The 23904-nt window shown below is 66.3% G+C and carries 44 protein-coding genes, 1 tRNA gene and 1 pseudogene; 35 read left to right on the top strand and 11 right to left on the bottom strand.

Features of this window, described 5'->3' with window-relative positions; genetic code table 11:
- Positions 1-22: 22 nt before the first annotated feature.
- The 3 genes from ACWA14_RS12090 (at position 23) to ACWA14_RS12080 (ending at position 1944) form a co-directional block, all read left to right on the top strand.
- Positions 23-98: transfer RNA gene (locus tag ACWA14_RS12090), tRNA-Thr, on the top strand.
- Between the two features lie 126 nt (positions 99-224).
- Positions 225-1499 (top strand): tyrosine-type recombinase/integrase, encoded by a 1275-nt coding sequence (locus ACWA14_RS12085; RefSeq protein ID WP_463793823.1) that lies wholly within the window; start codon positions 225-227, stop codon positions 1497-1499.
- A gap of 64 nt (positions 1500-1563) precedes the next feature.
- Positions 1564-1944: a DUF2510 domain-containing protein gene (locus tag ACWA14_RS12080; RefSeq protein ID WP_463793820.1), complete on the top strand. Its 381-nt coding sequence runs from the start codon at positions 1564-1566 to the stop codon at positions 1942-1944.
- A gap of 16 nt (positions 1945-1960) precedes the next feature.
- Here ACWA14_RS12080 and ACWA14_RS12075 read toward each other — a convergent pair whose 3' ends face one another.
- Both ACWA14_RS12075 and ACWA14_RS12070 read right to left on the bottom strand, forming a co-directional pair.
- Positions 1961-2407: an ImmA/IrrE family metallo-endopeptidase gene (locus ACWA14_RS12075; RefSeq protein ID WP_463793818.1), complete on the bottom strand. Its 447-nt coding sequence runs from the start codon at positions 2405-2407 to the stop codon at positions 1961-1963.
- The gene (locus tag ACWA14_RS12070) at positions 2404-2838 is read right to left on the bottom strand and encodes a helix-turn-helix domain-containing protein (protein WP_463793816.1); all 435 of its coding nucleotides are present in this window, start codon (positions 2836-2838) and stop codon (positions 2404-2406) included. Before ACWA14_RS12070 ends, ACWA14_RS12075 begins: the two co-directional genes overlap by 4 nt.
- A gap of 168 nt (positions 2839-3006) precedes the next feature.
- On the opposite strand from ACWA14_RS12070, the gene ACWA14_RS12065 reads away from it, so the two are divergent.
- The 30 genes from ACWA14_RS12065 (at position 3007) to ACWA14_RS11920 (ending at position 17281) form a co-directional block, all read left to right on the top strand.
- Positions 3007-3270, top strand: a complete 264-nt coding sequence (locus ACWA14_RS12065; protein ID WP_463793814.1) for a helix-turn-helix domain-containing protein — start codon at positions 3007-3009, stop codon at positions 3268-3270.
- Positions 3267-3482 carry a helix-turn-helix domain-containing protein gene (locus ACWA14_RS12060; RefSeq protein WP_463793812.1) on the top strand — a complete coding sequence of 72 codons (216 nt, stop codon included), beginning with the start codon at positions 3267-3269 and terminating at the stop codon, positions 3480-3482. The genes ACWA14_RS12065 and ACWA14_RS12060 overlap by 4 nt, the downstream gene beginning before the upstream one ends.
- Before the next feature lie 11 nt (positions 3483-3493).
- Positions 3494-3646, top strand: a complete 153-nt coding sequence (locus ACWA14_RS12055) for a hypothetical protein (protein WP_463793811.1) — start codon at positions 3494-3496, stop codon at positions 3644-3646.
- 540 nt (positions 3647-4186) lie between these two features.
- Positions 4187-4606, top strand: a complete 420-nt coding sequence (locus tag ACWA14_RS12050; protein WP_463793808.1) for a hypothetical protein — start codon at positions 4187-4189, stop codon at positions 4604-4606.
- Between the two features lie 396 nt (positions 4607-5002).
- A complete protein-coding gene (locus ACWA14_RS12045) occupies positions 5003-5266 on the top strand; it encodes a hypothetical protein (protein WP_463793805.1) in 264 nt (87 codons plus the stop codon).
- Between the two features lie 145 nt (positions 5267-5411).
- Complete coding sequence (locus ACWA14_RS12040) at positions 5412-5768, top strand: hypothetical protein (RefSeq protein WP_463793802.1); 357 nt, start codon at positions 5412-5414, stop codon at positions 5766-5768.
- 68 nt (positions 5769-5836) lie between these two features.
- Complete coding sequence (locus tag ACWA14_RS12035) at positions 5837-6022, top strand: hypothetical protein (protein ID WP_463793800.1); 186 nt, start codon at positions 5837-5839, stop codon at positions 6020-6022.
- Positions 6019-6180: a hypothetical protein gene (locus tag ACWA14_RS12030; RefSeq protein WP_463793798.1), complete on the top strand. Its 162-nt coding sequence runs from the start codon at positions 6019-6021 to the stop codon at positions 6178-6180. The genes ACWA14_RS12035 and ACWA14_RS12030 overlap by 4 nt, the downstream gene beginning before the upstream one ends.
- Positions 6177-6311, top strand: coding sequence for a hypothetical protein (locus ACWA14_RS12025; RefSeq protein ID WP_463793795.1), 135 nt, complete (start codon positions 6177-6179; stop codon positions 6309-6311). Before ACWA14_RS12030 ends, ACWA14_RS12025 begins: the two co-directional genes overlap by 4 nt.
- On the top strand, positions 6308-6622 hold the full coding sequence (locus ACWA14_RS12020; RefSeq protein ID WP_463793793.1) for a hypothetical protein: 315 nt from the start codon (positions 6308-6310) through the stop codon (positions 6620-6622). Before ACWA14_RS12025 ends, ACWA14_RS12020 begins: the two co-directional genes overlap by 4 nt.
- Entirely contained in the window at positions 6619-6750 is a 132-nt protein-coding gene (locus ACWA14_RS12015; RefSeq protein ID WP_463793790.1) for a hypothetical protein, read from the top strand. The genes ACWA14_RS12020 and ACWA14_RS12015 overlap by 4 nt, the downstream gene beginning before the upstream one ends.
- The gene (locus tag ACWA14_RS12010; protein WP_463793788.1) at positions 6747-7589 is read left to right on the top strand and encodes a PD-(D/E)XK nuclease-like domain-containing protein; all 843 of its coding nucleotides are present in this window, start codon (positions 6747-6749) and stop codon (positions 7587-7589) included. Before ACWA14_RS12015 ends, ACWA14_RS12010 begins: the two co-directional genes overlap by 4 nt.
- Positions 7586-8218: a helix-turn-helix domain-containing protein gene (locus ACWA14_RS12005; protein WP_463793785.1), complete on the top strand. Its 633-nt coding sequence runs from the start codon at positions 7586-7588 to the stop codon at positions 8216-8218. Before ACWA14_RS12010 ends, ACWA14_RS12005 begins: the two co-directional genes overlap by 4 nt.
- A 23-nt stretch (positions 8219-8241) precedes the next feature.
- Positions 8242-8556, top strand: coding sequence for an HNH endonuclease (locus ACWA14_RS12000; RefSeq protein WP_463797441.1), 315 nt, complete (start codon positions 8242-8244; stop codon positions 8554-8556).
- 31 nt (positions 8557-8587) lie between these two features.
- Positions 8588-9475, top strand: coding sequence for a phosphatase domain-containing protein (locus tag ACWA14_RS11995; protein ID WP_463793784.1), 888 nt, complete (start codon positions 8588-8590; stop codon positions 9473-9475).
- Positions 9475-10545, top strand: a complete 1071-nt coding sequence (locus tag ACWA14_RS11990; RefSeq protein WP_463793781.1) for an RNA ligase — start codon at positions 9475-9477, stop codon at positions 10543-10545. Before ACWA14_RS11995 ends, ACWA14_RS11990 begins: the two co-directional genes overlap by 1 nt.
- The gene (locus ACWA14_RS11985; protein ID WP_463793780.1) at positions 10542-10808 is read left to right on the top strand and encodes a hypothetical protein; all 267 of its coding nucleotides are present in this window, start codon (positions 10542-10544) and stop codon (positions 10806-10808) included. Before ACWA14_RS11990 ends, ACWA14_RS11985 begins: the two co-directional genes overlap by 4 nt.
- On the top strand, positions 10805-11011 hold the full coding sequence (locus ACWA14_RS11980; RefSeq protein WP_463793775.1) for a hypothetical protein: 207 nt from the start codon (positions 10805-10807) through the stop codon (positions 11009-11011). Before ACWA14_RS11985 ends, ACWA14_RS11980 begins: the two co-directional genes overlap by 4 nt.
- A gap of 13 nt (positions 11012-11024) precedes the next feature.
- Positions 11025-11393 (top strand): hypothetical protein, encoded by a 369-nt coding sequence (locus tag ACWA14_RS11975; RefSeq protein WP_463793771.1) that lies wholly within the window; start codon positions 11025-11027, stop codon positions 11391-11393.
- A complete protein-coding gene (locus ACWA14_RS11970; protein ID WP_463793769.1) occupies positions 11380-12108 on the top strand; it encodes a hypothetical protein in 729 nt (242 codons plus the stop codon). The genes ACWA14_RS11975 and ACWA14_RS11970 overlap by 14 nt, the downstream gene beginning before the upstream one ends.
- A gap of 65 nt (positions 12109-12173) precedes the next feature.
- Positions 12174-12467 (top strand): hypothetical protein, encoded by a 294-nt coding sequence (locus ACWA14_RS11965; RefSeq protein WP_463793767.1) that lies wholly within the window; start codon positions 12174-12176, stop codon positions 12465-12467.
- A complete protein-coding gene (locus tag ACWA14_RS11960; protein WP_463793765.1) occupies positions 12464-12967 on the top strand; it encodes a hypothetical protein in 504 nt (167 codons plus the stop codon). The genes ACWA14_RS11965 and ACWA14_RS11960 overlap by 4 nt, the downstream gene beginning before the upstream one ends.
- Positions 12964-13767 carry a hypothetical protein gene (locus tag ACWA14_RS11955; RefSeq protein ID WP_463793763.1) on the top strand — a complete coding sequence of 268 codons (804 nt, stop codon included), beginning with the start codon at positions 12964-12966 and terminating at the stop codon, positions 13765-13767. The genes ACWA14_RS11960 and ACWA14_RS11955 overlap by 4 nt, the downstream gene beginning before the upstream one ends.
- Positions 13764-14387, top strand: coding sequence for a hypothetical protein (locus tag ACWA14_RS11950; protein WP_463793761.1), 624 nt, complete (start codon positions 13764-13766; stop codon positions 14385-14387). The genes ACWA14_RS11955 and ACWA14_RS11950 overlap by 4 nt, the downstream gene beginning before the upstream one ends.
- The gene (locus ACWA14_RS11945; RefSeq protein WP_463793759.1) at positions 14384-14917 is read left to right on the top strand and encodes a hypothetical protein; all 534 of its coding nucleotides are present in this window, start codon (positions 14384-14386) and stop codon (positions 14915-14917) included. Before ACWA14_RS11950 ends, ACWA14_RS11945 begins: the two co-directional genes overlap by 4 nt.
- Entirely contained in the window at positions 14917-15213 is a 297-nt protein-coding gene (locus ACWA14_RS11940; RefSeq protein WP_463793757.1) for a hypothetical protein, read from the top strand. Before ACWA14_RS11945 ends, ACWA14_RS11940 begins: the two co-directional genes overlap by 1 nt.
- Positions 15210-15848, top strand: a complete 639-nt coding sequence (locus ACWA14_RS11935) for a hypothetical protein (RefSeq protein WP_463793755.1) — start codon at positions 15210-15212, stop codon at positions 15846-15848. The genes ACWA14_RS11940 and ACWA14_RS11935 overlap by 4 nt, the downstream gene beginning before the upstream one ends.
- Complete coding sequence (locus ACWA14_RS11930; protein WP_463793753.1) at positions 15845-16177, top strand: hypothetical protein; 333 nt, start codon at positions 15845-15847, stop codon at positions 16175-16177. The genes ACWA14_RS11935 and ACWA14_RS11930 overlap by 4 nt, the downstream gene beginning before the upstream one ends.
- An 80-nt stretch (positions 16178-16257) precedes the next feature.
- On the top strand, positions 16258-16533 hold the full coding sequence (locus ACWA14_RS11925; protein WP_463793751.1) for a hypothetical protein: 276 nt from the start codon (positions 16258-16260) through the stop codon (positions 16531-16533).
- A 127-nt stretch (positions 16534-16660) separates the two neighbouring features.
- A complete protein-coding gene (locus ACWA14_RS11920) occupies positions 16661-17281 on the top strand; it encodes a hypothetical protein (RefSeq protein WP_463793749.1) in 621 nt (206 codons plus the stop codon).
- 1 nt (position 17282) lies between these two features.
- Here the strand turns inward: ACWA14_RS11920 and ACWA14_RS11915 are convergent, their stop codons facing one another.
- The 4 genes from ACWA14_RS11915 to ACWA14_RS11900 all read right to left on the bottom strand — a co-directional run bounded on the left by ACWA14_RS11915 (position 17283) and on the right by ACWA14_RS11900 (position 19754).
- Positions 17283-18071: a hypothetical protein gene (locus tag ACWA14_RS11915; RefSeq protein ID WP_463793747.1), complete on the bottom strand. Its 789-nt coding sequence runs from the start codon at positions 18069-18071 to the stop codon at positions 17283-17285.
- Positions 18072-18486: 415 nt separating this feature from the next.
- On the bottom strand, positions 18487-19218 hold the full coding sequence (locus ACWA14_RS11910; protein WP_463793745.1) for a hypothetical protein: 732 nt from the start codon (positions 19216-19218) through the stop codon (positions 18487-18489).
- A gap of 144 nt (positions 19219-19362) precedes the next feature.
- Complete coding sequence (locus tag ACWA14_RS11905) at positions 19363-19521, bottom strand: hypothetical protein (protein WP_463793743.1); 159 nt, start codon at positions 19519-19521, stop codon at positions 19363-19365.
- Positions 19518-19754 (bottom strand): hypothetical protein, encoded by a 237-nt coding sequence (locus ACWA14_RS11900; RefSeq protein ID WP_463793741.1) that lies wholly within the window; start codon positions 19752-19754, stop codon positions 19518-19520. The genes ACWA14_RS11905 and ACWA14_RS11900 overlap by 4 nt, the downstream gene beginning before the upstream one ends.
- Before the next feature lie 373 nt (positions 19755-20127).
- On the opposite strand from ACWA14_RS11900, the gene ACWA14_RS11895 reads away from it, so the two are divergent.
- Together ACWA14_RS11895 and ACWA14_RS11890 are read left to right on the top strand one after the other, a co-directional pair.
- On the top strand, positions 20128-20376 hold the full coding sequence (locus tag ACWA14_RS11895) for a hypothetical protein (RefSeq protein WP_463793739.1): 249 nt from the start codon (positions 20128-20130) through the stop codon (positions 20374-20376).
- A gap of 260 nt (positions 20377-20636) precedes the next feature.
- Positions 20637-21497 (top strand): annotated as a pseudogene (locus ACWA14_RS11890) (IS5 family transposase); the annotation flags it as partial.
- A gap of 226 nt (positions 21498-21723) precedes the next feature.
- Here the strand turns inward: ACWA14_RS11890 and ACWA14_RS11885 are convergent.
- Genes ACWA14_RS11885 through ACWA14_RS11865 form a run of 5 tightly spaced genes read right to left on the bottom strand, consistent with a single transcriptional unit; the run spans position 21724 to position 23903 of the window.
- The gene (locus ACWA14_RS11885) at positions 21724-22332 is read right to left on the bottom strand and encodes a hypothetical protein (RefSeq protein ID WP_463793738.1); all 609 of its coding nucleotides are present in this window, start codon (positions 22330-22332) and stop codon (positions 21724-21726) included.
- Positions 22329-22913: a hypothetical protein gene (locus tag ACWA14_RS11880; RefSeq protein ID WP_463793736.1), complete on the bottom strand. Its 585-nt coding sequence runs from the start codon at positions 22911-22913 to the stop codon at positions 22329-22331. Before ACWA14_RS11880 ends, ACWA14_RS11885 begins: the two co-directional genes overlap by 4 nt.
- The gene (locus tag ACWA14_RS11875; RefSeq protein ID WP_463793734.1) at positions 22910-23284 is read right to left on the bottom strand and encodes a hypothetical protein; all 375 of its coding nucleotides are present in this window, start codon (positions 23282-23284) and stop codon (positions 22910-22912) included. The genes ACWA14_RS11880 and ACWA14_RS11875 overlap by 4 nt, the downstream gene beginning before the upstream one ends.
- Positions 23281-23475, bottom strand: a complete 195-nt coding sequence (locus tag ACWA14_RS11870) for a DUF2273 domain-containing protein (RefSeq protein ID WP_463793732.1) — start codon at positions 23473-23475, stop codon at positions 23281-23283. Before ACWA14_RS11870 ends, ACWA14_RS11875 begins: the two co-directional genes overlap by 4 nt.
- On the bottom strand, positions 23472-23903 hold the full coding sequence (locus tag ACWA14_RS11865) for an Asp23/Gls24 family envelope stress response protein (RefSeq protein ID WP_463793730.1): 432 nt from the start codon (positions 23901-23903) through the stop codon (positions 23472-23474). The genes ACWA14_RS11870 and ACWA14_RS11865 overlap by 4 nt, the downstream gene beginning before the upstream one ends.
- Position 23904: the final 1 nt, after the last annotated feature.

Raw genomic sequence — 23904 nt, 5'->3', positions numbered from 1 at the left:
CGTGCCGGTTCGCCCGTCACACGCCGCTTTAGCTCAGTCGGTAGAGCATCTCACTCGTAATGAGAAGGTCGTCAGTTCGATTCTGACAAGCGGCTCCATCAAACCCCCGGAATCCCCCGTGATTCCGGGGGTTTTGGCGTTGGTGTCGGAAGCACCTGCAAACATAACGTTTGCGAGTGCATGTGTGCACCTATGTGTGCACTGCCTCCGAGAGAGGGTACAAGATGCCGAAGACGCGCGGCCACGGTGAGGGTGGCCTGTACTACATCAAGGAGCGGAAGCTCTGGCGGGGGGTCGTGAGCGATGGCTTCCACGCCGACGGCCGGCGGCGTCAGCGCACCGTCTCTGCGCGGACCAAGACCGCCGCACGCGACAAGCTGGACGCGTTGCGCGCCGAGATCAACGAGTTCGGCGCACCGCTCGACAAGGCCGTCACGGTCGAGGCGTGGGCCGAGCACTGGCTCCGCACCGTGTGCGAGCCGTCGATGAAACCGGACACGCTCGCGAGCTACGAGTCCATCGTGCGGAAGTGGATTCTCCCGACCCTCCGGAAGAAGCGCGTCTCGGCGCTCAAGCCCTCCGACGTCCGCGCGGTGACTCTCTCCATCACAGATGCCGGCCGCGCCGTCTCCTCAGCTCGGAAGGCGCACGCGGTCCTCTCATCCATGCTCGAGTCAGCGCGGAAGGATGGCGTGTGCGCGAAGAACGTCGCCGCCGACGTGACCCCTCCCGGCGCGGGCGGGGTCGAACGGGGCGCGCTCGACACCGAGGTCGCGCTGCGCGTCTTGCAGACTGCGCTCAATCGCCCCGACGGCGTCCGCTGGTGGTTCGCGATCCTGGCCGGCATCCGACAGGGTGAACGCCTCGGCGCGACGATTGACAGCGCGGACCTCGTCCGGCACGAGTTCACGATCCAGTGGTCGCTCACCGAGGTGCGCTTCCGGCACGGATGCGGCGGCACGTGCGGGAAGTCTCGCGACGGCTCATGCCCGAAGCGGAAGCTCAAGGTGTCGCCTGGCTTGACACATCGCCAGCTCGACGGACGACTCTGCCTGGTCCGTCCGAAGTCAGGCAACGTGCGCACGATCCCGCTCATCGACGCGCTCGAGGGGATGCTGGTCGACTACCTCGCGAGAGACACTCGCCCGAACCCTCACGGGCTCATCTGGCGAAACGATGACGGATCTCCGATCACCCCCGCGCAGGATCAGGCCGAGTGGCGCTCGATCCTCCTCGAAGCGGGCGTCATCACGCCGGAGCAAGCGCTCCCTCCGCGCGAACGCCCCACGGGCACCCCGGACACTCCGACGACACACTTCGCCCGCCACACGACAGCCACCGTGCTCATGGAGCTCGGCGTGGATGCGAAGATCATCGGCGAGATCGTGGGACACGTGGACGTGCGCACCACCCGCGGGTATCAGCACGTGTCGTCGACCCAAGCCCGCCTTGCTCTCGAGGCTCTTGGCGAGCACTTCTCCGGCGCGCTCGGACGATAAAGTGTCGCTCATGGGAAAACCGGTCAGGGTACACACGGGATGCGCCGACTGCTCGAAGTGCACGATGTCGCGTGCCGGCGTCGGTGTCCGCAACGCGGGGCGCGGCGCCGCGGCCGTGGCGACTCTCGGCATCTCCGAAGCGGCGATGGCGTTCTCCCGCACCTGCACGGCGTGCGCCCACCAGATGTCGCTGCACGACCGCCCGGGCACGCAGAGCGCCATGGGACGCGCCATCGGCGCGATCATGAATCCGCCCAGCGACTACGACGGCCGGCCGTTCCCTCCGTCGTTCTACGAGGGCCAGCCAGCGCCCGCGGCGGTCGCGCCGGCAGCTCCGGCCCCGGTGGCATCGGCCGGACCCGAGGCCGGCTGGTACTCCGACCCGGACGGAACGCCGAACCTCCGCTGGTGGAACGGCCATAGCTGGACCGACCACCGAAAGTAGCGTCTGAACCAACGGGTCAGTGCGCGGGGACTCTCTCCGCCCACTGGCCCGTTCCCATGCGCGGGTCCAAGTACACGTGGTCGCCGATGCGCGACAAAACCCGCCGGAACGCGGTGACGAGCTTGGTGGTCACGCCAAGGTCGTACGCCATCGCGCCCGCGTGGCCGTCCCAGCGATCTTCCGCGATCCGGTACCTCTCCGGCGTGATGAGCAACAAGGCCGCCCACTCATCTGCGCGCCGTTCCTGTCTCGCGTTCGCTGGACCAAACTTCGAGGGGACGTCTCCCCAGACGGCGTGTGCCAGCTCGTGAGCGAGCGTGCTCGTCTCCTTGCGAATTGTCATCCCCGAGCGGAGGCGGATGCGCTTCAGGTCGTGGCGGTACTCACCGTCTCGGGTTGCCAGGTCGACGTACTCGATCGTGACGCCTAAAGCGTCCGCCATGTCCTCGAGCTTTCCCGTCATCCGTCGTACCCCTCGTCCGTTTCGTCTTCCGCGTCCCTCTCCGACGCGACAGCCTTCAGGTCATCCTGTACGGGGCCACGGACGTTGAGCGGGATCGGTAGGGGGCCGGTGAGCGCTTCCGTCGCCGTCGCCGCTTCGATGCGGTGGAGGATCTCCTGCGCGAGTTCGATGTCCGAGAAGGTCGCCATGCCCACGCGAGCACCGAGGCGATCCGCCTCTGCTTCCGTGATGAATCCCGCCGCGACGAAAGCGTCAGCGAAGTCCAGGTTGAACGCGCGGCAGATAGCCACGACCGAGTCGATCGTGACAGCGGTCGCACCCGTGAGCTGTCGGTTCAGGGTGCTCTGCTCCAACCCGGCGGCTTGCGCGATTGCTCGCACGCTGCGCGCGCCGGTCGCGTTCTGGAAGTAGTCGCTGAGGTTGTCTCGCATAACCACAGTTTGATGCACTTTTGCCACAAGTGCAACCTCGTTTACCAGGAAATATCGCAGAAGCGCATCGCAAAGCTGACACGCCGAGGCGAATCTGACTTGCTTAACGTCTCACATGTGGCAGAGTTGCCTCATCGCAAGGCAAAGTTGCATCACGAAGGGAACGAGATGACAGTCTCCATCCGCATCAAGGACGGTCTGGTCGACCGACTCCGGGAGACCCGAAACCTGCCCTCAGAGGAGGCGGTCGCCCGTCTGGTCGGCTCTGACCGGACCACACTCCGCCGCATCATCAAGGGTGCTCAGCCGTCCGGTGCATTCATCGCAGGATTCTGCGTCGCGTTCGGCCTGGGCATGGGCGAGGCGTTCGAGATCGTGCACGACGCACCGCTCGTCGAAGCCGAGGACAAGCCCGGGGAGCTGGCGGCATGAGCTCTGGCGTCGTCCAGCGGATCGAGTTCCCGCCGGCGCTGTTCACCCGCGAGCTGGCGGCGTACTACCTGTCCAAGTCTCTCCGAGAGGTCGACGATCTCCGGTCGGCCGGCGAGCTGATCCCGTCCGGCAGCGGAAAGCGCATCTTCTTCAAGAAGGCCGAACTCGACCGCTACGTCGACAAGATGCCTGAACGGGACGGCGAGCACTGATGGAAGACACGATGCCGCTTTGGTTCTGGCTCCCGGCCGCTTGCATCCTCATCCCGCTCGCGTTCCTCGCGATGACCATCAAGGTCTCGAGCGGAGCCGACCCCAACCCCGATGAGCCGACACGGCTCGACATCCTCGAGCAAACCGGCATCTACCCCCGGTAGCTCCCCCGACCGCCCGCGTCGCTAAACCGGGTCGCTTCTGGGAGTCCTCACCGACCCCAGGGGTACTCGTCGCGCCCGATGCACCGTCAACGGGCCGCGATCGCACCAACAGAACTCCACATTGACCAATCCCGCACAGGGATACGAGGGGCCAGTCGAAGCCACGATGCTGCGACCCCTCATGCACTCGTTTCGGCGGACCGTGGCAGGTCCGGGACGACTCGAAGGACGACTGTGCGGGGGAGACAGCGCACCGAAGGTGAAGCCGAGAAGGTGCGCTCGAACGGGGGAGACGCTATGTCGCGCCGACGCCCCGTAGCGGAAGTGACGCGCTGAGCGCTGAACACCCGCGGGTGACTCATCGAAGGGAAACCCCAGACATTCCGACCGGCGACGAGATATCGCCGGCGCCCGAACCAGGCAGTACACCGTGGGCCAGTCCACGGCGGGCACGGCGGCGCTCACGCGCCGCGATCGAAGGGAAGCAGGGTCCGGGCGAGTGAAACCGCCCGGACCATCTCACGTCAGAAGGAGTACCCGATGGAACGTCGAACGTTCGTCAAGGGCGCCGCATGGTCCGTCCCCGTCATCGCCGCGGTGGTGAACCTGCCAGCGGCCGCGGCCTCGGAGGCCTACCCGCCGAAGCCGCCCATCCTGGTCTGCACCCCGCAAAACTACGACGCCGACGTCGAGGCGGTGACGATCAGCGGCAACCTCATGCTCATCAAGATCCGCGCCGGCGCGCAGAACAGTGTCGACGTCACCGTGCGCATCGCCGGTCACCGGCAGACCCACCTGAACCTCGTCTCGCCGGGCACGCCGACGAACGGCGTCGCCCACATGAAGAACTACCTGCCGGGCCAGGTGTTCTCGGTCACGCTGCCCAGCACCTATGACCGCAACCGCGGCGACTGGCTTCAGGTGAAGACGGTCCACAACGAGAACTGCGTGGACGCGTGATGGCGGACGAGCTCGCCGCTCAACGCGAAGAGGAGTGGGCAGGGATCTGCAAGGACGTCGCGTCCCTGCGCCCACCCATCCCGACCATCCGACCGACCGCGATCCTGTCAGGAGACACCCGTGGGCTCTGAGTTCTACCGACAGCCGTCGAAACGGCTCGACCGCGAGTTCCGGCAGATGGGTGCCACGAGAGCGGCGCGGTCCTCCCAGAACGTCACCTATCGCTTCCCCGACGGCGCGCGCCGGATCGTACCGACCAACATCTCGCCCGGGAACGCGCGAGCCATGCTCATGGAAGTACAAGCCCGATACGGCGACGGGCGTGACAGATCGAACTCGGACCCTCTCCGCTCCGCGGTCGCTCGCCCCGACATCCCGGCCGTCAGCGCGGATCGGATGGTCCTCACTCGCCATGCGCACGAGCGCGTCGACCTCATGGCCGAACAGGCGAACCTCAGCCCGGTCGAGATCCGCGACGCCATCCGCTTCCCCGACCGCGTGCTCTGGTCCCCGATGCACGAGTCGTGGATGTGGGTGCGCGGTCGAGTCATCGTCGTCGTCGTGTTCAACGAACTCGGCGATCCAGTGATCCGCACTCTGCTCTGGGCCACCGAAGAGCTGTGGGAGAGAAACCCGCGGCCGGAGCCGGAGCCCGCATGAACACGACGCCGAAACCCGGCATCCACGACCACTGCACCACCTGCAACGGCTGGGGCTTCTACCTGAGGTGGAAAGACCCCGACGAAGAGGCGGAGTGCATCGACTGCAACGGCACCGGAAGGCGCCCGGCCGAAGGGAACCACCCATGAACACCAAGACCATGTCCCACTCGACAGACCCGGAGACGTCTCACGCCGCGGCCGAGAAGGTCGACGCACACGTCACGGCCCAGCTCAAGAAGGCGTTGCTGGCGCTGCTCAGCGAGCAGAGTCGCACGGCTGACGAGCTGACCGCCGCGTACGTCGACCAAGCCGAGGCGCGCGAGTGGCCGCGGCTCTCCGACCACCACAACGTGAAGCGTCGCCTTTCCGAGCTGCACGCGAAGCACCACGTCATCCGCCCGTCGGGGGAGAAGCGCCCGTCGCGGATGCAGACCCTTTCGACCGTGTGGGAGCTGTCCGTCCCGCTCGACGATGCCCGCGACATTGTGGACGCGTCGTGAGGTCGTCTCGGAAGCCGAAGGCGTTCCGGGAGCGCGAGATCCGGCGGGGATGGGCAGGGGAAGCATCCGTGGCTCAGCCGGCCGTCGAAGACCGCCTCCTCGCGGTCGTCACCCGCGACGTTCAGATCTCGCTCGGCCACGCCGTGCGGATCACCCGCATCGTCCGCGACCGCGGCTCGACGCTCTACCACCTGTCTGACGAAACCATCATCACCGCACCCCAGGGTGCCCGACTCACATGGGAAGAAGCATGACTCCTCTCGACCTCATGGCTTGGGCGTTCGCCTGGGTCTGCGTGCTCGCCGCGCTCGTCTTCACGATCGTCATCGTGGGCGCATTCGTCCGCGTCGCACAGAACCGACGCGCCGATCGGAAGTCGACTGCCGTCTTCGGAAGCGAGGGCCGGAAGTGATCGGCAAGCCACTCGAATGGGCGAAAGCGCGCACGCCGCGCGCCAGGCTCGCCGCCGAGATCGCGCTCGCCGGTTCCGGCCTCGCGATCATCGCCATGTTCGCCTTCTACGTCAGCGTGGGTGCCCCGTGATCGACGCCGCACGTGCCCGTTCACGAGTCAGCACGAAGTCCGCTCGCCAAGAGGTGCTCGCCGACCTGTCCGACGCTGAGACCCGGGCGGTCCGCGACGACCGGATCGCGATCACGGAAGACCTCTATCGACTGCTCGAGTCCGACCTCGACCCGCTGGCCCTCCGAACCGCCGTCTTCACTCACATGACCAGCGTCGTGACCGAGGCGTTCGACGAGACAGTCGACCGGGCGCGGGCTGAGGTCAGCCGTCTCTACGAGCGGCTTCCGCACACCACAACCGACCCCGACGAGAAAGAGGCCCGAGCGTGATCGAGTACTTCGACGCCGAGAAGCAGCAGTGGGTGGTCAGCCGCTTCGACTGGCTCCCCGAAGACATCGAGTTCCTCAACTCGGCTGTCGGCTACGAACTTTACCGACCGATCGGAGCGAGCGCGTGAGCCTCATCCTGGACATGCCAGAGGTCGAGTACCACGGGCATCCCGCGCTGTCATCGACCGGAGCGAAGTACCTGCTCGAGTCGCCCGCCAAGTTCGACTGGGTCATCAACCAGAAGAACCGCGTCGAGAAGAAGGCGTACGACGTCGGCTCAGCGGTTCACGCGCTCGTGCTCGGCACCGGCTACGACGTGGCGATCATCCCCGACGAGCTGCTCTCCGGTGCGAACAAGGCGATCTCATCCGACAAGGCGAAGGCGTGGGTGAAGGAGCACCGCGACGCCGGGGAGATCCCGATGAAGGAAGCGGAGTACGCACCGGTGAAGGCCATGGCCGACGCAGTGCTCATGCATCCGACAGGGCGGGCTCTCCTCGAGCGGGACGGCAACGCCGAGGCGTCGATGTTCGCCACCGACCCGGCGACCGGCGTCGACCTCCGATGCCGGTTCGACTTCCTGCCGGCCGATCGCCGTGTCGCTGTCGACCTGAAGAAGACGCGGCCCGGTCACGCTCGACCGTTCAAGTTCGCGTCGACCGTGGTCGAGTACGGCTACGACGTGTCGTGGGCGCACTACCTGCTCACGGCCGAACTCGCTGGTGAAGAGGTCGTCGACATGGTCTTCCTGGTCGTCGAGGACGGCCCGCCCTTCCACATCCTCCCCGCCCGGCTCGATCCCGACTTCAAGGAGATCGGAGCCGCGAAGGCGCGCGTAGCTCGCGACCGTTTCGCACGCGCTCTCGACACGGGGGAGTGGCCCGGCTACCCGTCCGAGATTCAGCTCATCCGCCCCCCACAGTTCGCCATCTACGACCACATCGACGCACAGGAGAGTGCCGCATGACGAAGACCGCCGCTACGGAGATTGATCTCCCGGAGTCATCCGAGAAGAGCCGCCTCGCCCGGTCCCCGCGATCCGAGGCGCCGGACGACTTCGCTTCCGCCGCCGACCGCATCGCGGCGTTCTGGGACAAGTACCCCGAGGGGAGCATCCTCCCCGAAGTGGAGGAGACCAGGATCGACGACGGGCAGAGTCTCCCGTACCGCTCGTACACGGTGCGCGCCTTCATCCGGAAGCACTCGGAGTCCGAGCGGCCCGATGCGATTGCTCACGCTACTCGCGACGAGGCAGACGAGGACGAGGTGACTCGCGCGTTCCCACAGGAGACAGCAGAGACGTCGGCCGTCTCACGTGCGCTGCGCTACCTCGGCATCCTGCCCCACGGAAAGGAAGCCGTCGGCACCCCGGCGTCGCCCACTACGAAGCCAGCCGCCGCGAGCACATCGGTACACCCGCTCGCGGCGGCTCGCGTCGCCGCCGGGGTCACACAGAAGGCGCTCGCCGCGTTGATGGTCGGCGTCGGACACGAATGGTCCCAGGCTGTCGTCTCGAAGGTCGAAAACGGCCACCGCGTGCTGTCTGACGACGAAGCGGAGACGCTCGTCGAGCTGATCGGATACAAGCCGAGTTGAGCGCCACGACGATCCCCGCACCAGTGCGCCGGGTCGTCCGGAAGCGAGCGAACGGCAGATGCGAGGGGTGCGGCAGGGTCGCACCCCTCGAGCTGCATCACCGGAAGTTCCGGTCCCGCGGGGGGAAGCACACGGTTGAGAACCTGGCCGCGCTGTGCGGATGGGGGAACCACACCGGATGCCACGGACTCGCTCACTCAGCGAACCCGCCTGAGGGCTGGTCTATCCCCTCGGGCATCGCCGATCCCGCCACGACCGACTTCTGCACCCTCGACGGCCAACGTCTCAGATTCACGCCCGACGGCGAAGCGGTCGATATCCCTATCAGGACGAATTGACGCCGGGCGTGCGCCCGGAGAACGGGGCATCATGCCTACCATCCACATGACCCGGGGCATCCCCGGCTCCGGCAAGAGCAAGCACGCGAAGGAATGGGCTGCAGCCGATCCTGAGAGCCGGGTCCGAGTCAACCGCGACGACATCCGCCGCATGATCTCCGGCACCGAGCAGACGCTCCTCTCGCACTCGCTCGAGCAGCACGTCTCCCAGGTCGAGAAGCAGATCGCGCTCGCGGCGCTCGCCGCAGGCAAGGACGTCATCATCGACGCCCAGAATCTCCGCGCTCGCTACGTGCGCCCCTGGCTCGCTCTTGGCTACCCGGTGCGCTTCATCGACTTCCCCGTGTCGCTCGACCTCGCGCTCGCCCGGAACGAGGCTCGAGGAGGGACCGTCCCGGAAGAGGCGATCCGCCGATCGTACGATCGGCTCACGATCAACGGTGAACTTCCGCCGCCGCCGATCGCTGACACCCCGCCCCGGCGCTACGTTCCGAACCTGGCGAAGCCCGCGGCGATCATCGTCGACATCGACGGCACCCTCGCGCACAGGGACGGGAAGCGGTCACCGTACGACTGGAAGCTCGTCGGCTCGGATTCGCTCGATAGTGCCGTTGCCTGGCTCGTCGACCTGATCGGACGCTCGAGCACCACACAGATCATCCTCATGTCCGGTCGCGACGCCACATGCCGCCAGCTCACCGAGCAGTGGCTCGACGAGCACCGCGTGCCGTGGGACCACCTGTTCATGCGCCCCGAGGGTGACATGCGCGCCGACACCGTCGTGAAGCGCGAGCTGTTCAACGCGCACGTGCGCGACCACTTCAACGTGCATTTCGCCGTTGACGACCGAGACTCCGTCGTCCGTATGTGGCGGTCGATGGGGCTCAAGTGCTTCCAGGCCCAGGAAGGGGCATTCTGATGACCATCGACGACCTCATCGACATGGGGGCCGTGGACGCGGAGATCTCCGCCGGCTACGTCACCGAGCGCACGCACCCGGAGTTCCCGGAGCTGCGCATCCTGAACTACACCGACCGGTGCCAGTTCGACCGCCACTGGAACGCGATCACCCGCCTCACCCGCGGGCTGATCTACAACGCCTACACTCGCGAGGTGCTCGCGCGGCCGTTCGCGAAGTTCCACAACCACGGGGAGCCGGAGGTCGGCGAGCTGGATGTCGACGCCCCAATCGTCGGAGCGTTCGACAAGCTCGACGGCTCGCTCGGCATCACCTACATGCGGCCCGACGGGCGTCCGGCGATCGCGACGCGAGGCTCGTTCTCCTCCGACCAGGCGATCCACGCGACCCGCTGGCTCAACGCATCGCCGTGGGGGCTCGTTGTTCCCCTGACGAGGGGCGAGTACACCTGGCTCTGGGAAATCATCTACCCGGGCAACCGCATCGTGCTCGACTACGGCACCCGCGACGAGCTCGTCTACCTCGGCGCCGTCGACATCACGACCGGCCACTACTCGCCACCGAACATGGACGATGCGGTGCTGGCGTTCGCCGCCGAGATGCCGGCGCGCACGCTCCGCGAGGCGCTCGCGATCCCGCCGCGGCCAAACGCTGAAGGACTGGTCGTGTGGCTCGACCCCACGCACGCGGTGAAAATCAAGCAGGACGACTACGTGGCCCTGCACCGAGTCGTGTCGAACCTCACCGTCAAGGAGGTCTGGCGACAGCTCCGCGCCGGCACATTCGAGGCGTTCGTCACCGCGCTCCCGGACGAGTTCCACGCGTGGGCGATGGAGACGGCCGAACCGCTCCTCGCTCAGCACGAGTGGACCTTCCACGCGGCCGAGATGTGGGTCGCGGCCGTGCACGGGCGCGACCTCACCGAGCGCAAGGACCAGGCGCTCTACATCACCGCGAACGTGTCTGCCGGCATCCGGGGTCTCGTGTTCTCTCTGCTCGACGGGAAGAACATCACCGACGCGATCTGGCGCATGACCGAGCCGAAGAACATCCAGGAGACCGAGGCATGAGCCGACGCATGGATGTGGACCGGGAGATCGCCGCGGTAACGCGTCGCATCCAGCGTCAGATCGACGCCAGCGCCCGCGAAGCGCTCATCCGGCTCGGCTTCGACCCCGACGCGGAAGCCCGAGCCGCACAGCTCGAGCGAATGGCCGCGGTCGGCGCCGCTTTCGGGCACGCGCTGGTCACGCTTGGTGAAGTCGCCGCCGTCACCCTGAACGCCTTCGCCGAAGTGGTGGGGGCGCTCGAATTGGAAGCGGAGGAGCCATGAGCTTCCCGGCCCAGTACAACGGCACATGCGCGGCGAACTGTGGCTACCGCATCCGCGAGGGCGACGAGATCGAACGCGACGAAGACGGGAAGTTCCGCCACGTCGACTGTGTCCCGAAGCCCGACCCGACCACTCTCGGACCCCGAGAGGTCGTCTGCCCCGACTGCTGGCTGGTGAAGCCGTGCCGGTGCGACGACGACTGAGAGAGGAGCCGTGATGGCTCAGATACCACGCACTCCGGTGCACTTCCCGCGGATGAAGGTCCGCGGACGCCGGAACAAAACGAAGCTCGCCGCGCGCCGCCACTACCGCACCGTCCTACCTCACGTCAGGATGACGCAGGTGTCGCCGTACAAGACCCGGTTCGACGCGATCGTCGAGTGGGAGCCGGGTTGCTTCCGCCTCGAGGCCGAGCAGGTCCACGACGGTTGGGGACGCGAGGTCAAGCCCCAACGCATCCAGGTGACGCCAGCACCGGAACCCCGCCCCGAGCCCAGCTTCTCGATGCAGTTCAAGATCGAGAACCGGATGAGCGACGACCTCTGGAACATGCTCTTCGGGAGGGGGCGAGATGGCGAAGGATGAGCGCCTCTACATGACGTTCCCGAACGATTTCCACCGTCACCCCAAGCTGCGCAACCAGCCAGCCGAGGTCAAGTGGGCGTTCGTCGAGATGAATGGCGAGGCGCGCATCGCGGACAACGACGGACGGTTCAGTGCTGAGGACGCCGAGTTCCTATGGGGGCCGCAGATCCTCGCCGCGCTGGTCGCTTCGCATCCGACTCGTCCTCTCGTCCTCCGGGACGGCACCGACTACGTGATTCGGGAGTACTCGAAGCATCAGCAGACGAAGGCTGACCGCGAGGCGCGGAGCGCGTTGCGGGCCGAAGCGGGGCGCAAGGGAGGGCTTGCCAAGGCCCAAGCAAGTGCTAGCAAGAGCCAGGCCGACGGTGGCAACCAGAAGCACAGTCAGAGTCAGAGTCAGAGTCACCAGACTTCTACTCACGTTTCAGAGAGTCCGTCACGAGATAACCGTGCGAGCGACGCGACGGACGAGCAACCTGCCCCATACCGAAGCGCACTGGCATCCCAGCACGGGATCGACGTGATGCGGGTCAGAGCGCACATCGAAGACAAGCTCGGCATGGTTCTCGAGCCGCCGGACGCCGTCAACGTGTCCATCTGGATTCTGAACAAGATCAAGACGCCACCGCGCGCGCCGACGAAGTACGTCCTCGCCGCCATCACCCGCTCGCCCGCCGAGGTGCAGCAGTACATCCACGAATCCGGTCTCGTCTGACCGGAACTATCCACAGGCCACTCCCCGCTTCGGGAGTGGCCTTTCTCATTCGAGGAGGGCACCCCATGCCGGAGGACTTCGACTGGCTGAGGCTCATCAACAAGCGGGCCGCGCTGCGCGAGCAGTTCCCCCCGCTGTCGAGCGTGATCCGGGAACGTCCCGGTTCGGCGAGTGACAGCCGGCGTCAACGACTGATCTCCGAGGAGAACCAGTTGGCGAAAGCCCGCCACGACCTCGCGCGCTTCCAGGAAAGCGCTGACAGGAACGCACGCCGCCAGGAGCGGCTCGACAACGAAAGACGCCGCCGCGCCTACAAGGGCTATCGGGCGGCGAAGAACGAAATGAAGGAGAGCGCATGAGCGCCGACATCCTGTCCGACCCCACCCACCCCCACGGCACCACCGAGGGATTCGCTCGCGGATGCCGCGGCGCGCACTGCCCGGCGCGGATCACCTGTCGCACGGTCCACTTCCGCTACCACGGCGACTACAGCTTCCGTCGGGCGATCGACACCGGCATGACACCGGAGCAGGTGCTCGAGCAGGAGGAAGCCGCGCGGAAGCCGGCACGCCCCCAGCCCACGAGCGAAGACGTGCGGCGCTGGAACGACGCCCGCAACGAACGGCGAGCGTCCGAACGCCGAACCGACGCACCCACACGTGTCCCGTCCACGGACTACCAGAAGCGGGTCGCGCGCCTCGTCCTCGAGAAGCAGATGACCGACCGTGAGATCGCTGACGAGCTGCACCGCACCAGGCTTCAGATCGCAGCCGTCCGAAAATACCTGGGCTTGCGCCCGAACCTCACCGACCGAACCCCCGCCCCGGCGGGGGTTTCGTCGTCTCAGGGGTCCGCGTGACCGTGCTGGCAGATCTTCCTTCGGAGCAGATCGCGAGGCTCATCCTCCCGACCGTGACATCGGACGCCTATGCGGCCGTGCGTGGTGGCTCGTCTCATCCGGATTGGAAGAAGGCGCGCGGCTCGATGGTCACGTTGCAGGACGTGACGGAGCATCTGCTCCTCCCGACACCGGTCGCACAGCCTTCCGGCAACTCGCCGGAACAGCATCTCCGGAAGAAGCCGGGCAGGGAGGTTGTGACCGACCTCGCGATCATTGCCGAGAACGGTCTCATCGGAAGCGGAGGGCGTCTCCTCCCGACACCAGAGGCCAAGAACGGCACATCGGGGCCGGACTACGCACGAGCGGGTCGCTCGACGTCCGGCGGCGACGACCTCGCCACCGCGACACAGCGACTTCTCCCGACGCCGAACGTCGCGATGGCCGAGGGAGGCCAGACCTCGCGCTCTGGCGATCGGAAAGTTGAGCCGCTCCTCGTTGGCATCGCCATCGAACAGGCAACCGACTGGGGGCCGTACGCGGCCGCGATCGAGCGATGGGCAACGATCATCGGCCGGCCGGCTCCGGCTCCCGTGCGCAACGACGGGAAGGGCGGGAAGCCCCGCCTGAACCCCGAGCTGACCGAGTGGATGATGGGCTGGGAACGCGGCTGGGTGACCGCCGCGGTGATCGGCCTCACCCGCTCCGAGCAGCTCAAGGCATGCGGCAACGGCGTCGTAACCCGGCAGGCCGCGGCCGCGCTGCGCATCCTGCTCGCCCGCACGGGCGTGCCGGCCATCGAGTATCGGCTCGCCGCATGAAGCTCGCGATCGCCGATCCGCCATACCCGCCGCTCTTCCGAGAGCGCTTCGATCTCGCCGGCGGCGCATCACGCGTCACGGCGAGGTCGCGCGCGACGCGCTGGTACGGCGACGGGCCGCGCTCGAGGACGGACGCCCCGCGTGCCGACAACCACCCGGACGCCGGCAGGTGGGACGACCTGGACGCCCACCGCGCGCTCCTTCTGCACCTGGTGCAGAACTACGACGGTTGGGCGATCGCGACGACTCCCGACGGACTCGGCGCGTACCACCCCCTGCCGATCAACGCGCAGATCATGGCCTGGCACCGCCCGACTGCGATGCCAGGCGGTGGCCGGCTGATCGAGCGGTGGGAACCGGTCATCGTCTACATCCCGGAGGAGCGACGCACTCGCGCCGGGATGCGCGTCTCGAACGTGCTCACCGCCAATGCTCCGTCAGCGCGGGGAGCCGCTCGAAGCTTCGTCGGCGCGAAGCCGCCCGAGTGGACCCGATGGGTGCTCGACGCGCTCGCCTACGACCCGGAGGTCGACGAACTCGACGATCTCTTCCCCGGCTCCGGCGCGGTCACGGCCGCGGCGGACGGGATGCTCTCGCTTCACGAAAGGACAGCCCCATGACGAACTTCATCGGCATCGACTGGTCGCTCACGGGATGCGGCGTCGCCGCGTACGTGGACGGCGAGTGGGATCGGTGCACGATCACGTCGAACCCCGACGACGGCACCCCTGAGGGATTTCTCGCGCGGGTCGAGCGCATCGCCGTGCAGATCGTGAGCGGGGCGGACCCCGCCGAGGGGGACATCTGGGCGATCGAAGGACCGTCGCTCGGCGCGCGAGGCTCCGCAGTCGATCGCATGTTCGGTGGCTGGTGGCTGACCATGGCCGCACTCACCGCGCACCACGGCACCCCGTGGGTGTACGCACCTTCGAGCGTGAAGAAGGTCTCCACCGGCTCCGGCAGCGCCGGGAAGGACGAAGTCCTCCTCTCGACTGCGAAGCGAGTACCCGAAGCCGACGTCCGGAACAACAACGAGTCGGACGCGGTCTGGCTCGCCATCTGCGCATCCATCACCCACGGGGAGCCGATCATCCAGCTCCCCAAGAACCACACCGCCGGGCTTACCCGGACCCTGAAAGGAAAGTCATGATGACCATCGACATCCACGCCGAGCTCCACCCCCGACTCCTCGTCGACGCCCGCGCCCGCAACGAACGCCAGCGCATCGCTTCCGAGTACGAGCCGAGCGCCCGCGAGCTGTTCGCCAACCGTGAGCAGATCCTCGACAGCACGGCCCTCCCGGTCACGAGCCGGCACCGGTGGGGGCGGCAGGAGAAGCGGAAGCGGCACGCGAAGCTCGCCGCGCTGATTCCCACCATCAACCGGATCACGCACCGCGTTCGCTCGTCGTATGCCGGCGTCAGCTACGGGGGTCGCGGGGCATGAGCTCCTGGCCCGAGACGATGAAGGTCGGTCCCATCGGGGACTGGCCCGAGGACTTCACGCGCGAGCGGCGCCCGGCACCGTTCCGCGCGACCCTGTCGAATACCCTCGCCCTGCTGCGGCGCGAGATCTACAACCTCGTCGACACGAAGGTGCAACAGGATTTCGCCGAGCTGCTCGTCGCGATCCCCGCCGGCGCGTTCCGCATCGACGGCCGACCGTACGCCAACGCGAAGGCCGAGCACCCGGGAGTGATCTTCTCGATCGACTCGCGGAACGGGCACCTCTCGTACCCGTGCGACACGTTCACGTCGTGGGAGGACAACCTCCGGGCGATCGCGCTCGCACTCGAGGCGCTCCGGAAGGTCGACCGCTATGGCGTGTCGAAGAGCGGCAAGCAGTACCGCGGGTATCTCGCGATCGAGGCGACCGCGACGCCGGCTGGATTCGCCGACCGCCAGGACGCGCTCATGTTCCTCGCTCGCGTCACCGGGTTGCCCTACATGGACCATCCGGTGTCAGGGTTGCTGCGTCGCGCCCAGCAGAAGACGCACCCGGACATGCCCGGCGGCAGCGCGACGGACTTCCAACGCGTCTCGCTCGCCGAGGCGAAGCTCCGAGAGGCAGGTGTGCTGTGAGCGTCGAGTACGCGGGCATCACGATCATCATTGACCAGGGCGCCGAACGGACGATCATCAACGTCCCGAAGGCGACCAGCGTCGAAACGTTCACTGCCGAGCCCTCGCTTCCGGTCACGATGGCGAACGTGTTCGGGATTGCCGACGCCCCCTTCTGGCGCGACCCGCTCTACCACCCGACAGTCGGGCTCCGGTTCCGCCCGATCAGCGAGTTCACAATCCGAGAGGAACGCAACCCCATGCACCCCGCCGCACCCGAGCTCTCCGAGCATGAGCAGGCCGAGGTTGACCGGTTCGGCATCCACGACGAAGACCGGGGTGTCTGGTGAGCGCCGCGGGTCAGGCGAACAGCGACGAGTTCACCGAGATCCTCCAAGTCGCTGAGGACGCACACCCGAAGCGCGCACTGATGTCTGTCCCGCCGCGCCTGGTCGCGGCGAAGAAGTTCATCAACGAGGTGCGCGACGCGCTGCAGATCGAGGAGGACGACCGTGCCCGTGAAGCCGCCGACTGGATCGTCGACAAGATGGAGCGCTTCGGCGCCCGGTCCGCGCAGGGTGTCTTCGACCTGAAGGGCAACGGCCCGATCTGCTCATGGTGCGGGGTGATCTGGCCGCTGTGCGGTCACCACCACCAGTCGGCGGTCGACATGGAAGACGAGGAGGACGGGAACGACGATGCCTGACGATCCAACAGCGTGCATCACCAATCACGAGTCCATGGGGGCGGTTCCGAGACGGGACCGCCCCTTCCCGTGTCGGCGACGGGATCAGCACTACGCGGCGTGCGAGAACGACCGGTGTCGGGGCTGTGTGCCCCGCTCCGCGCGCTTCGGCTACCTCTGCCCGGTCTGCTACCGCCGACTGGTCGACGCGCTCGGCCGGCTCGCGTGGCTGATCGCTCATCTCCGCTCGATCGAGAAGCCGGCACAGGCCATCGGGGAGCGCGTCGACACGTCGATGCAGAAGTCGATCCTGATGCCCGACCCGTGGATCGCGGCCGACGAGCTGATGGTCGCGCTGGGCGCGCGGGTGATCCCGTCGACCGCGTCGATCGACGAGGCCATCCGCCTCGCACACGAAGCCGTCCGCATGGACGTCGACTCGTGGATCTCCACGATCGAGGGCGCGACGTCGGCCGTCGTGCTGCTGAGGCGCATGGACGTCGCGCTGAAGCGGTGGCCGGACAGCGAGGCGCAGTTCCGTGCCATCCCGTACGTGCAGTGCCCGAACTGTGGGTATCCGCACCTGTGGCGCGCCGCGCCGGAGCGCAAGGGCGACGACCTCCGAGTCGTGTGCGGCACGCCGGAGTGCGGATATCAGCTCGGGTGGGACGCGTGGGCGGAGCAGTACGCTCCCGCGTTCGCCGCGATTGAAGCGGACATGAAACGTCGCGAGCGGGATGCGAAGCGCGCGGACGTATCGTTGCGGTAGTTCAATCGGCCAACGGATCGACCTTGTCGATCACGTCGCGTGCTTCATCTTCTGCGGTGGCCCGTGCTGCCTGAACAGCGCGTCTGCGAACGACCTCGCGCCACCCTCGCACGATTGGACTGCGGGGGTGGCCTCGAGTCGAGGCGCGTCGCGCGCGCCAAAATTCTTTCCGCCAAGCGGTTTCGGCAACAAAGAACGCTTCGCGATATGCGAGGAGCAACCACCGGCTGTCTACGTACTCCTCGATCAGGCGGCGTAGCTGCTCGTCGTGCGGCGGTCCGGGCATCCTGGTTCTCAGGTCAGCCGGCCATTCCCATTCCCATTCCGGATCGAGGGGCTTGCCAGACGAAATGAGTCGGAGCACGTTGCGATCGATCTGTCTGGAGATCGCGACGCCGTCATAACCGTCGGCGGAGAAGTGAACCTTGCTGCGTGCGTCCAGAGCGTCTGCTGTCGATTCGAGCGCGTCGAGTGCAGACACAAACCGCTCGGCCCAGCGGAAAGTCCAGACGTACTCGGGTGCTTGGCCTCGCGGAACGTTGGCGTGTTCCTCCACAAGCCGGTTGAGGAGAGTCCGGTTGGGGTGCCAGTTCCCGTTCTCATTGTCGAAATCGATGTTGTGCCTCAGGACCGACCGTGCACGCTCGACGACTTTGGACTGAGCGCTTCTCACCTCGAGCTTGCGAGCGCGACTTGTGAATCGCCTCTCGGCGCCGAGCACGACACCACCGACAATGCCACCAGTGGCCAGACCGACGATCAAGTCGGGCACGAACGAGTCCCAGTTCACTCGCCCAGTATGCCGCGTCCGTCGCGGCACCACCGAAAGGAGTCGGCGTGCCGATTCTGACCTACAACCACCGCTACAAGGTCGCATCGATGAGCGACACCCAGCAGGAAAGGCAGGCAGAGCGATGAGTCCGAGAGGTGAGCGCTCACGGATCGGCGAAACCGTGCCCTGGACCCACCGGCTCAACGGGATGAAACGGCCGATGACGGCCGACGACGAGCGCAACGTCGTCGAGAAGCCGACCAAGGCGAGAGGACTGGACCGATGACCGGTCGATCACGTTCGTGCCTGCCGAGGCCGCGCGCTGCGAGACGCACCTCGGATCGGCGTGACCGTGGTGCTGTCGAAGGCCGTCCTCCGCATCGAACCCGGCGTGAGGCGCGGTAGACCTCGCGGAGCAATCGGGCGACGGTGACTACCCGCCCTCGGTGATTTGCAGCAAATCGGCTGCGGCACCGAGGGTGCCCGCCGACATCCGGGCGCCAAATCGTGCGTATGGTACAACTCGCCGAACCACCTCACGCAGTCTCTCTGCGAAGCTCGCAGTGTCCTCGTTCTCCTCCAAGCTGTCCGCCAGCATCGTGATCACGCCAACAAGTTCATGAACTCGTCGCAGAAGATCGACGGAGCCGAGCATGCTGGACTCCGCGAAGACCTTCTGCACGGAACTGATCAACTCGAACACGTAGCGCCGCTCAACCTCGCTCAGTTGGATCGCCGGATCGCGAAGGCACTCCAGCAAATCCTCGAGCGCCTCACTGCTCGTGCGAGCCGTTGCAGGCGACATCGATACCGTAAGACCGACCGACCGAACGACGTCACCGAAAGCACGAAGGACGTCGATCGCCGACTGCTCTATCACTGCGCGGTTACCCTGAACACTCGAAGTCCAGTCGATCCAGGGCGCAAAAACGCCCTTCGCCCACGCCGGATAAGACCGTCGGAAGTGATCGATGTTCTCGCCAGAAAGAGTCATGGCATCGAGATACCGCCCCACCTCACTGAGCAGGTGCGCAGCTTGAATCTGTCGCGCCCAGCTATCCGGACTGTCGTCGTCGAGCTGTCTCATGCGCCGCACAGACACGCCAGTCGACACCGTCTTCCAAGCCTCGAGGAGATCGGCAAGATCGTGTGCTGCGTTACCCATATCGGGAGCATACAGACACCCCCGAATTCGGGGCGTGCATTAATTCGCGAAACCCGCAACGATAAAACGTAGATGATGGAGTACTCCGCCTCGCCCGAAGCCCCGGCCCCTGACACAAGGGACACCGGGGCTTCGCCGCGTCAGCTACAGGCCCGCGTCACGGAGGAACTTGTCCCCCAGCTCGTCGACCAGCTTCTCCACTTCACGGTCCGTCGCCTCGTCGATCAGCCGCTCCTCCTCGGCCGGCGTCGCATCCTCAGGGATCGACACGATAAACTCCCGCCGGATCTTGCCGTCGCTCACTTCACGACCCACTTGAACGGCTGCCGCGCTGACACAGCCGCCGCATAGTCCCTGACCTGGGACTCAGGCATGTCGACACCGATCGCTGCGAACCAGCGCTTCACACGTGGCTGAACCTCGCCGACTGGCTTTCCCTCGTGCTGAGCCCGGAACCGCCGATCGGCGTCCTCGATCTTCCGTGCGATGCCCGCGTACATCTCGCGCATCCCCGCCTCATTGATCTTGATCTTCATAGCCCCACGATCTCCAATCGCTCCCGAACCAGACGGCCCCAACAGTCATCAAAAGGCGCTCAGGTGCTTGGCCTCCAAGGTCCCAGCGAATCCCGGACACAAGCCGACTCGACACGCCCACCAATCCCAGACTGTCGAAGCAACGACATCCCCGTGCTACGGCGCATCCCGCACAGGGCAAGAGGCCCGAGTCGAGGTGATCCATCGTGGGGATATCCGAAGACCAGAAGGCCCAAGTCCTCGCACTCCACACCGAAGGCCTCGCCCGCCGCATCGGCATCAGCGTCGCACGCAGTCCGGTGTGCGGATCACGTTGCCCGGACGTTATGGGAGACAGCCGTCACCCCACCCGAGAAACAAGAGGAACAGAACCATGGCTGAGCCGCAGAGCATCAAGATCCAGATCGACGAGGACGCACTCCGTCAGCAGGTGGAGAAGTCGCTGCAGGAGGCCACGGAGTCGGCCGCGATGCGTCTCCGGTCTGCCGCCGACGTACTCGACGGTGGTCGATGGATCAACGAGTTCGAGGAATTGCAGGCGACACGACTCCGGGACGAGTACGAGAGGGGCCGTGCAGCCGGTCTCGCGGAGTCCGGCCAGGAAGCGCATGTAGAGCGATGAGCCCGAGCGACGAGCACCCGCTGATCGGCAAGACCGTGCGCTGGACCCACGGGCCCAACGTGCTGGAGGGGTCGGCGACGGCCTACGACGATGAGGATGACGAGCTGTTTATCGTCCCGAAAGGATTGATCCACGGGTACTACTGGGTGCCAGTCGGGGAGTGTGAGGCTCTAGGCTCTCCACATGAATCGCGAGAGCGGCCAACGCGCTAGAGCGTGTTGATAAACACATCGAGGGCTCATTAGGCAAGGCTAGATGTCGTGTCGCGTGATGTGATCTCGGATGAGGTGTGGTCGGTGATCGGGTCGCTGTTCCCGAAGGCCGCGGCCACCGGGCGGCCTCCATTGGACCGGCGCCAGATTGTGGAGGCCACCGCCTGGCGTTATCGGACGGGGGCGCCGTGGCGGGATCTCCCGGAGCGGTTCGGGAAGTGGAACACGGTCTATAAGAGCTTCGACCGGTGGGCCAAGGCGGGCGTGTGGGCGAAGGTCTTGGAGCAGGTGCAGTCACAAGCGCACGCCTCGGGAGAGTTGGACTGGGTGGCCTCGATCGATTCCACGATCGTGCGCGTGCATCAGCACGGTGCCACACTGCCGCGCCCAAAAAAGGGCCTTGTGGAACTACAGGAAGTTCGCCGCGGAGCCGCCTGACCACGCGATCGGCCGCTCCCGCGGCGGGCTCACGACAAAGTCTCACCTGGTCTGCGACGGCCGTGGCCGGGCACTGGCGTTCGTGCTCACCGGCGGCCAGGTCGCCGACACAATCATGCTTCCGGCGACTCTGGGAGAGATCCGGGTGCCCACCGGCGGGCGGCCCCGGTTGCGTCCAGACCGTGTTCTGGCCGACAAGGGCTACCCATCCAAAGCCAACCGCGCTTGGCTACGGCAACACGAGATCGCGGCGACCATCCCCGAGCGTGACGATCAGATCGCCCACCGCCGCAAGAAGCCCGGCCGTCCCATCGAGTTCGGGCCCGAACAGCGCGAACGCTACCGCGGACGCAACGTCGTCGAACGCTGCTTCAACCGCTCAAGCAATGGCGCGGCCTCGCGATGCGATCAGACAAGACCGCCCGCAACTACCACGCCGCCCTCTGCCTCGCCGCCACCCTCCACTGGCTCAACACCGGGTTGATCAATACAACATCGCCCTCGCGTTCGGACCGGGCCGAGGAGACGAGCTCTCACGGCCGCGCCGATCTCGTGTCGCACTCCGTCTACGACCCAATCACCCGGATGGACGGGGATCACGAAGCGGCCGCGTCCGCTCCAGTGAAGTACTCCACCGGACGCAGCAGAGGCGGCAAATCCGCGGAGCACTGAGCCGAGCAGACCTGACGTCTCGCAGTCATTCCCCGAAGCGGGTGCGGGCGGTATGACGTGCGCGAAATCCGCCGCGCAGGTGCACGTACGCGGCTATTTCGAAGCCCAGGGTATCGTCGAGCGCCTTCAGGAGGCTATCGACGGTGACTCCGATTTGGTGGGGCGACGCTCCTCGCTGGCAGGTCACGTCGATTTTCAGCGTTGTCACTTCCCTGACCTGGAACGCGCTGACATGGGTGGCGAGCATGTCCGGTTCCTCGTTTGTCGCCGTCTGGAGGAGTTCGGTTGCGACTTCGGATTCAACGATGGTCGTGCTGGCGTCCCCGACGTGCAGTGTGAGGAGGCGTCCGGTTCGTCCGCGTCCCTGGCGCACCACGAACGTCACGAGCAGGCCGATCAGCAGGAGAAGGATGGCGAGGATGCCGACCGACACCCAACCAATTCGCGTTCCGTCGACTGCAGGGGTCAGGAGAAGCGACTCGGCCGTCGCGCTGACGTAAGGCGCCTTCTCGTCCCAAGCCTGTGCGACCGCGGGGAACAGCGCGAGGGCGAGAGCGGCCAGTCCTGCGGAGAGAAGCACGATTCCGACCGCTACGAGTAGGAGCCGGTTGGCGAATCGGTTCGTGTTCGTCATGCGCCCACCTGTCCGTGCGGTTCCACGCGCAGTCGTGGCGGGCGGAGCGCTGGCTCGAGTTTGTAAGAGTTGAGCTCGTCGGTGACAGCGCTCAGCACGGTCTCCGTATCGATGGGAATGCCGGACGTGGGGGTGAGATGTACGTCGACCGTTCGTCGTGCGAGCGTGACGCGAACATTGTCCGCGCTGATTCGCGCAGTGGAGGCGGCCCGACGGGCAAGACCGGAGGCGATGACTTCGTCGTCGACGATGACTACGCTGCGTTCCGACACCAGTGAATGACGTGAGCGCCGTCCCGGTGTCAGTCCGACGACGACCAGGACGATACCAACGACGGCCACAACAGCACCCCCTGCAACGAGCCACGAAGGAGGAGCTGAAGTCAGCTCCTCGACTGCGTGGAGCATGTCGGCCGGGTTGCTGAGCAACGGCGGCAACCCGATCAATCCCAACAGCATCTCGGTACCGAGCCAGGCGAAGACGAGGATGAGGGCGATCGCGACGACGATGGCCGCCAGCGACCGGGATGAGTGGGTCTCGCGCCGCCTGATTCTGGCCGACGGCGACAGGGTGGCACTCAATGCACTCTCCTGTCGCGCTGTTGTCGAGTCCCGACGATGCGCATCGTGATGTGGCCGATCCGGAGACCGGTGAGGGAAGCTACCCGGTGCTTGATCGCCGCGTCCGCTCGCGTGGCACGGTCGAGGAGACTCCCGTCTGTGTCTTCCAGGAGGCTGCTGTTGCGTATCATGCGGCGCAGCGGTGCGGCCGGCAGCCGGGTGTCGAGTGTGATCGTCAGGAGCCCACGATCGTCGCCGAGCGTGACTCCGACGTCACCGTCGTCGACGCCAAGGGTTTCGGTGGCGACAGCGGCGACCAGGGCGCTCAGTGCTCGCCGCGTGATGCGGGTCCGGCCGGGCAGCGTTGTCGCTACGTCGAGTGTTTCAGTCACGAGGATGAGCGTTTGCCGCGGAGGGAGTCGATGACGGCTCCGAAGTCGAGCTTCCCGTCCACGATGCGTCCGATGATTCCGCCGACGAGCATCCCCGCCGCGACGAGGACGCAGGCCCAGAAGCCAAAGGCGACCCACACTACCGCGATGATTGCTCCGGCGAACATCCCGGTCTTCGCGGACGAGTTCATTGGACCCGAGCCTGGTTTTCGGTGTCTGCGGCGTCATCGGACGGGAGGTAGATGTCATGGATGGTGATATTCACCTCGGTGACCTCCATCCCGACGAGCGACGAGACCGCAGCGATGATCGACGCGCGCACGTCGTCGGCGACCTTTTGAAGCGCGACCGGGTAGTCCGCGACGATGCTCACGTCGACAGCGACTTGGGTTTCGCCGACCTCGACGCTGATCCCCTGCCCCATGTCGCTGGCGTTCATCGCGTCGCGAATAGCGCCCATCATGCGGGCCGCGCCGCCGCCGAGCGCGTGTACGCCTTCGACGTCACGTGCCGCCATGCCGGCGATCTTCGCTACCACGCCGTCATCGATGACCGTCTTGCCGTGAGTTGTCTCGGCGCTCGCTGTCACGACGGGCGCGGTTGCTGCTGGTGTAGCCACG

The sequence above is a fragment of the Microbacterium sp. TW_SC_2 genome, from assembly GCF_055361165.1.
The sequence above is the reverse complement of the archived record's forward strand: the minus strand, read 5'-3'. Positions and strand labels throughout refer to the sequence as shown.

Excerpts from the sequence above, each read along its gene's own strand:
- ACWA14_RS12070 (WP_463793816.1), bottom strand. The coding sequence starts at position 2,838 with ATGCGAGACAACCTCAGCGACTACTTCCAGAACGCGACCGGCGCGCGC.
- ACWA14_RS12045 (WP_463793805.1), top strand. The coding sequence starts at position 5,003 with ATGGTCCTCACTCGCCATGCGCACGAGCGCGTCGACCTCATGGCCGAA.
- ACWA14_RS12085 (WP_463793823.1), top strand. The coding sequence starts at position 225 with ATGCCGAAGACGCGCGGCCACGGTGAGGGTGGCCTGTACTACATCAAG.
- ACWA14_RS12080 (WP_463793820.1), top strand. The coding sequence starts at position 1,564 with ATGTCGCGTGCCGGCGTCGGTGTCCGCAACGCGGGGCGCGGCGCCGCG.
- ACWA14_RS11870 (WP_463793732.1), bottom strand. The coding sequence starts at position 23,475 with ATGAACTCGTCCGCGAAGACCGGGATGTTCGCCGGAGCAATCATCGCG.
- ACWA14_RS12065 (WP_463793814.1), top strand. The coding sequence starts at position 3,007 with ATGACAGTCTCCATCCGCATCAAGGACGGTCTGGTCGACCGACTCCGG.
- ACWA14_RS11980 (WP_463793775.1), top strand. The coding sequence starts at position 10,805 with ATGAGCTTCCCGGCCCAGTACAACGGCACATGCGCGGCGAACTGTGGC.
- ACWA14_RS11995 (WP_463793784.1), top strand. The coding sequence starts at position 8,588 with ATGCCTACCATCCACATGACCCGGGGCATCCCCGGCTCCGGCAAGAGC.
- ACWA14_RS11935 (WP_463793755.1), top strand. The coding sequence starts at position 15,210 with ATGAGCTCCTGGCCCGAGACGATGAAGGTCGGTCCCATCGGGGACTGG.
- ACWA14_RS11940 (WP_463793757.1), top strand. The coding sequence starts at position 14,917 with ATGACCATCGACATCCACGCCGAGCTCCACCCCCGACTCCTCGTCGAC.
- ACWA14_RS11970 (WP_463793769.1), top strand. The coding sequence starts at position 11,380 with ATGGCGAAGGATGAGCGCCTCTACATGACGTTCCCGAACGATTTCCAC.
- ACWA14_RS11965 (WP_463793767.1), top strand. The coding sequence starts at position 12,174 with ATGCCGGAGGACTTCGACTGGCTGAGGCTCATCAACAAGCGGGCCGCG.
- ACWA14_RS12075 (WP_463793818.1), bottom strand. The coding sequence starts at position 2,407 with ATGACGGGAAAGCTCGAGGACATGGCGGACGCTTTAGGCGTCACGATC.
- ACWA14_RS11950 (WP_463793761.1), top strand. The coding sequence starts at position 13,764 with ATGAAGCTCGCGATCGCCGATCCGCCATACCCGCCGCTCTTCCGAGAG.
- ACWA14_RS11985 (WP_463793780.1), top strand. The coding sequence starts at position 10,542 with ATGAGCCGACGCATGGATGTGGACCGGGAGATCGCCGCGGTAACGCGT.
- ACWA14_RS11975 (WP_463793771.1), top strand. The coding sequence starts at position 11,025 with ATGGCTCAGATACCACGCACTCCGGTGCACTTCCCGCGGATGAAGGTC.
- ACWA14_RS12040 (WP_463793802.1), top strand. The coding sequence starts at position 5,412 with ATGAACACCAAGACCATGTCCCACTCGACAGACCCGGAGACGTCTCAC.
- ACWA14_RS12030 (WP_463793798.1), top strand. The coding sequence starts at position 6,019 with ATGACTCCTCTCGACCTCATGGCTTGGGCGTTCGCCTGGGTCTGCGTG.
- ACWA14_RS12050 (WP_463793808.1), top strand. The coding sequence starts at position 4,187 with ATGGAACGTCGAACGTTCGTCAAGGGCGCCGCATGGTCCGTCCCCGTC.
- ACWA14_RS11945 (WP_463793759.1), top strand. The coding sequence starts at position 14,384 with ATGACGAACTTCATCGGCATCGACTGGTCGCTCACGGGATGCGGCGTC.
- ACWA14_RS12055 (WP_463793811.1), top strand. The coding sequence starts at position 3,494 with ATGCCGCTTTGGTTCTGGCTCCCGGCCGCTTGCATCCTCATCCCGCTC.
- ACWA14_RS11960 (WP_463793765.1), top strand. The coding sequence starts at position 12,464 with ATGAGCGCCGACATCCTGTCCGACCCCACCCACCCCCACGGCACCACC.
- ACWA14_RS12005 (WP_463793785.1), top strand. The coding sequence starts at position 7,586 with ATGACGAAGACCGCCGCTACGGAGATTGATCTCCCGGAGTCATCCGAG.
- ACWA14_RS11925 (WP_463793751.1), top strand. The coding sequence starts at position 16,258 with ATGTCTGTCCCGCCGCGCCTGGTCGCGGCGAAGAAGTTCATCAACGAG.
- ACWA14_RS11900 (WP_463793741.1), bottom strand. The coding sequence starts at position 19,754 with ATGAAGATCAAGATCAATGAGGCGGGGATGCGCGAGATGTACGCGGGC.
- ACWA14_RS12060 (WP_463793812.1), top strand. The coding sequence starts at position 3,267 with ATGAGCTCTGGCGTCGTCCAGCGGATCGAGTTCCCGCCGGCGCTGTTC.
- ACWA14_RS11895 (WP_463793739.1), top strand. The coding sequence starts at position 20,128 with ATGGCTGAGCCGCAGAGCATCAAGATCCAGATCGACGAGGACGCACTC.
- ACWA14_RS11990 (WP_463793781.1), top strand. The coding sequence starts at position 9,475 with ATGACCATCGACGACCTCATCGACATGGGGGCCGTGGACGCGGAGATC.
- ACWA14_RS11910 (WP_463793745.1), bottom strand. The coding sequence starts at position 19,218 with ATGGGTAACGCAGCACACGATCTTGCCGATCTCCTCGAGGCTTGGAAG.
- ACWA14_RS11885 (WP_463793738.1), bottom strand. The coding sequence starts at position 22,332 with ATGACGAACACGAACCGATTCGCCAACCGGCTCCTACTCGTAGCGGTC.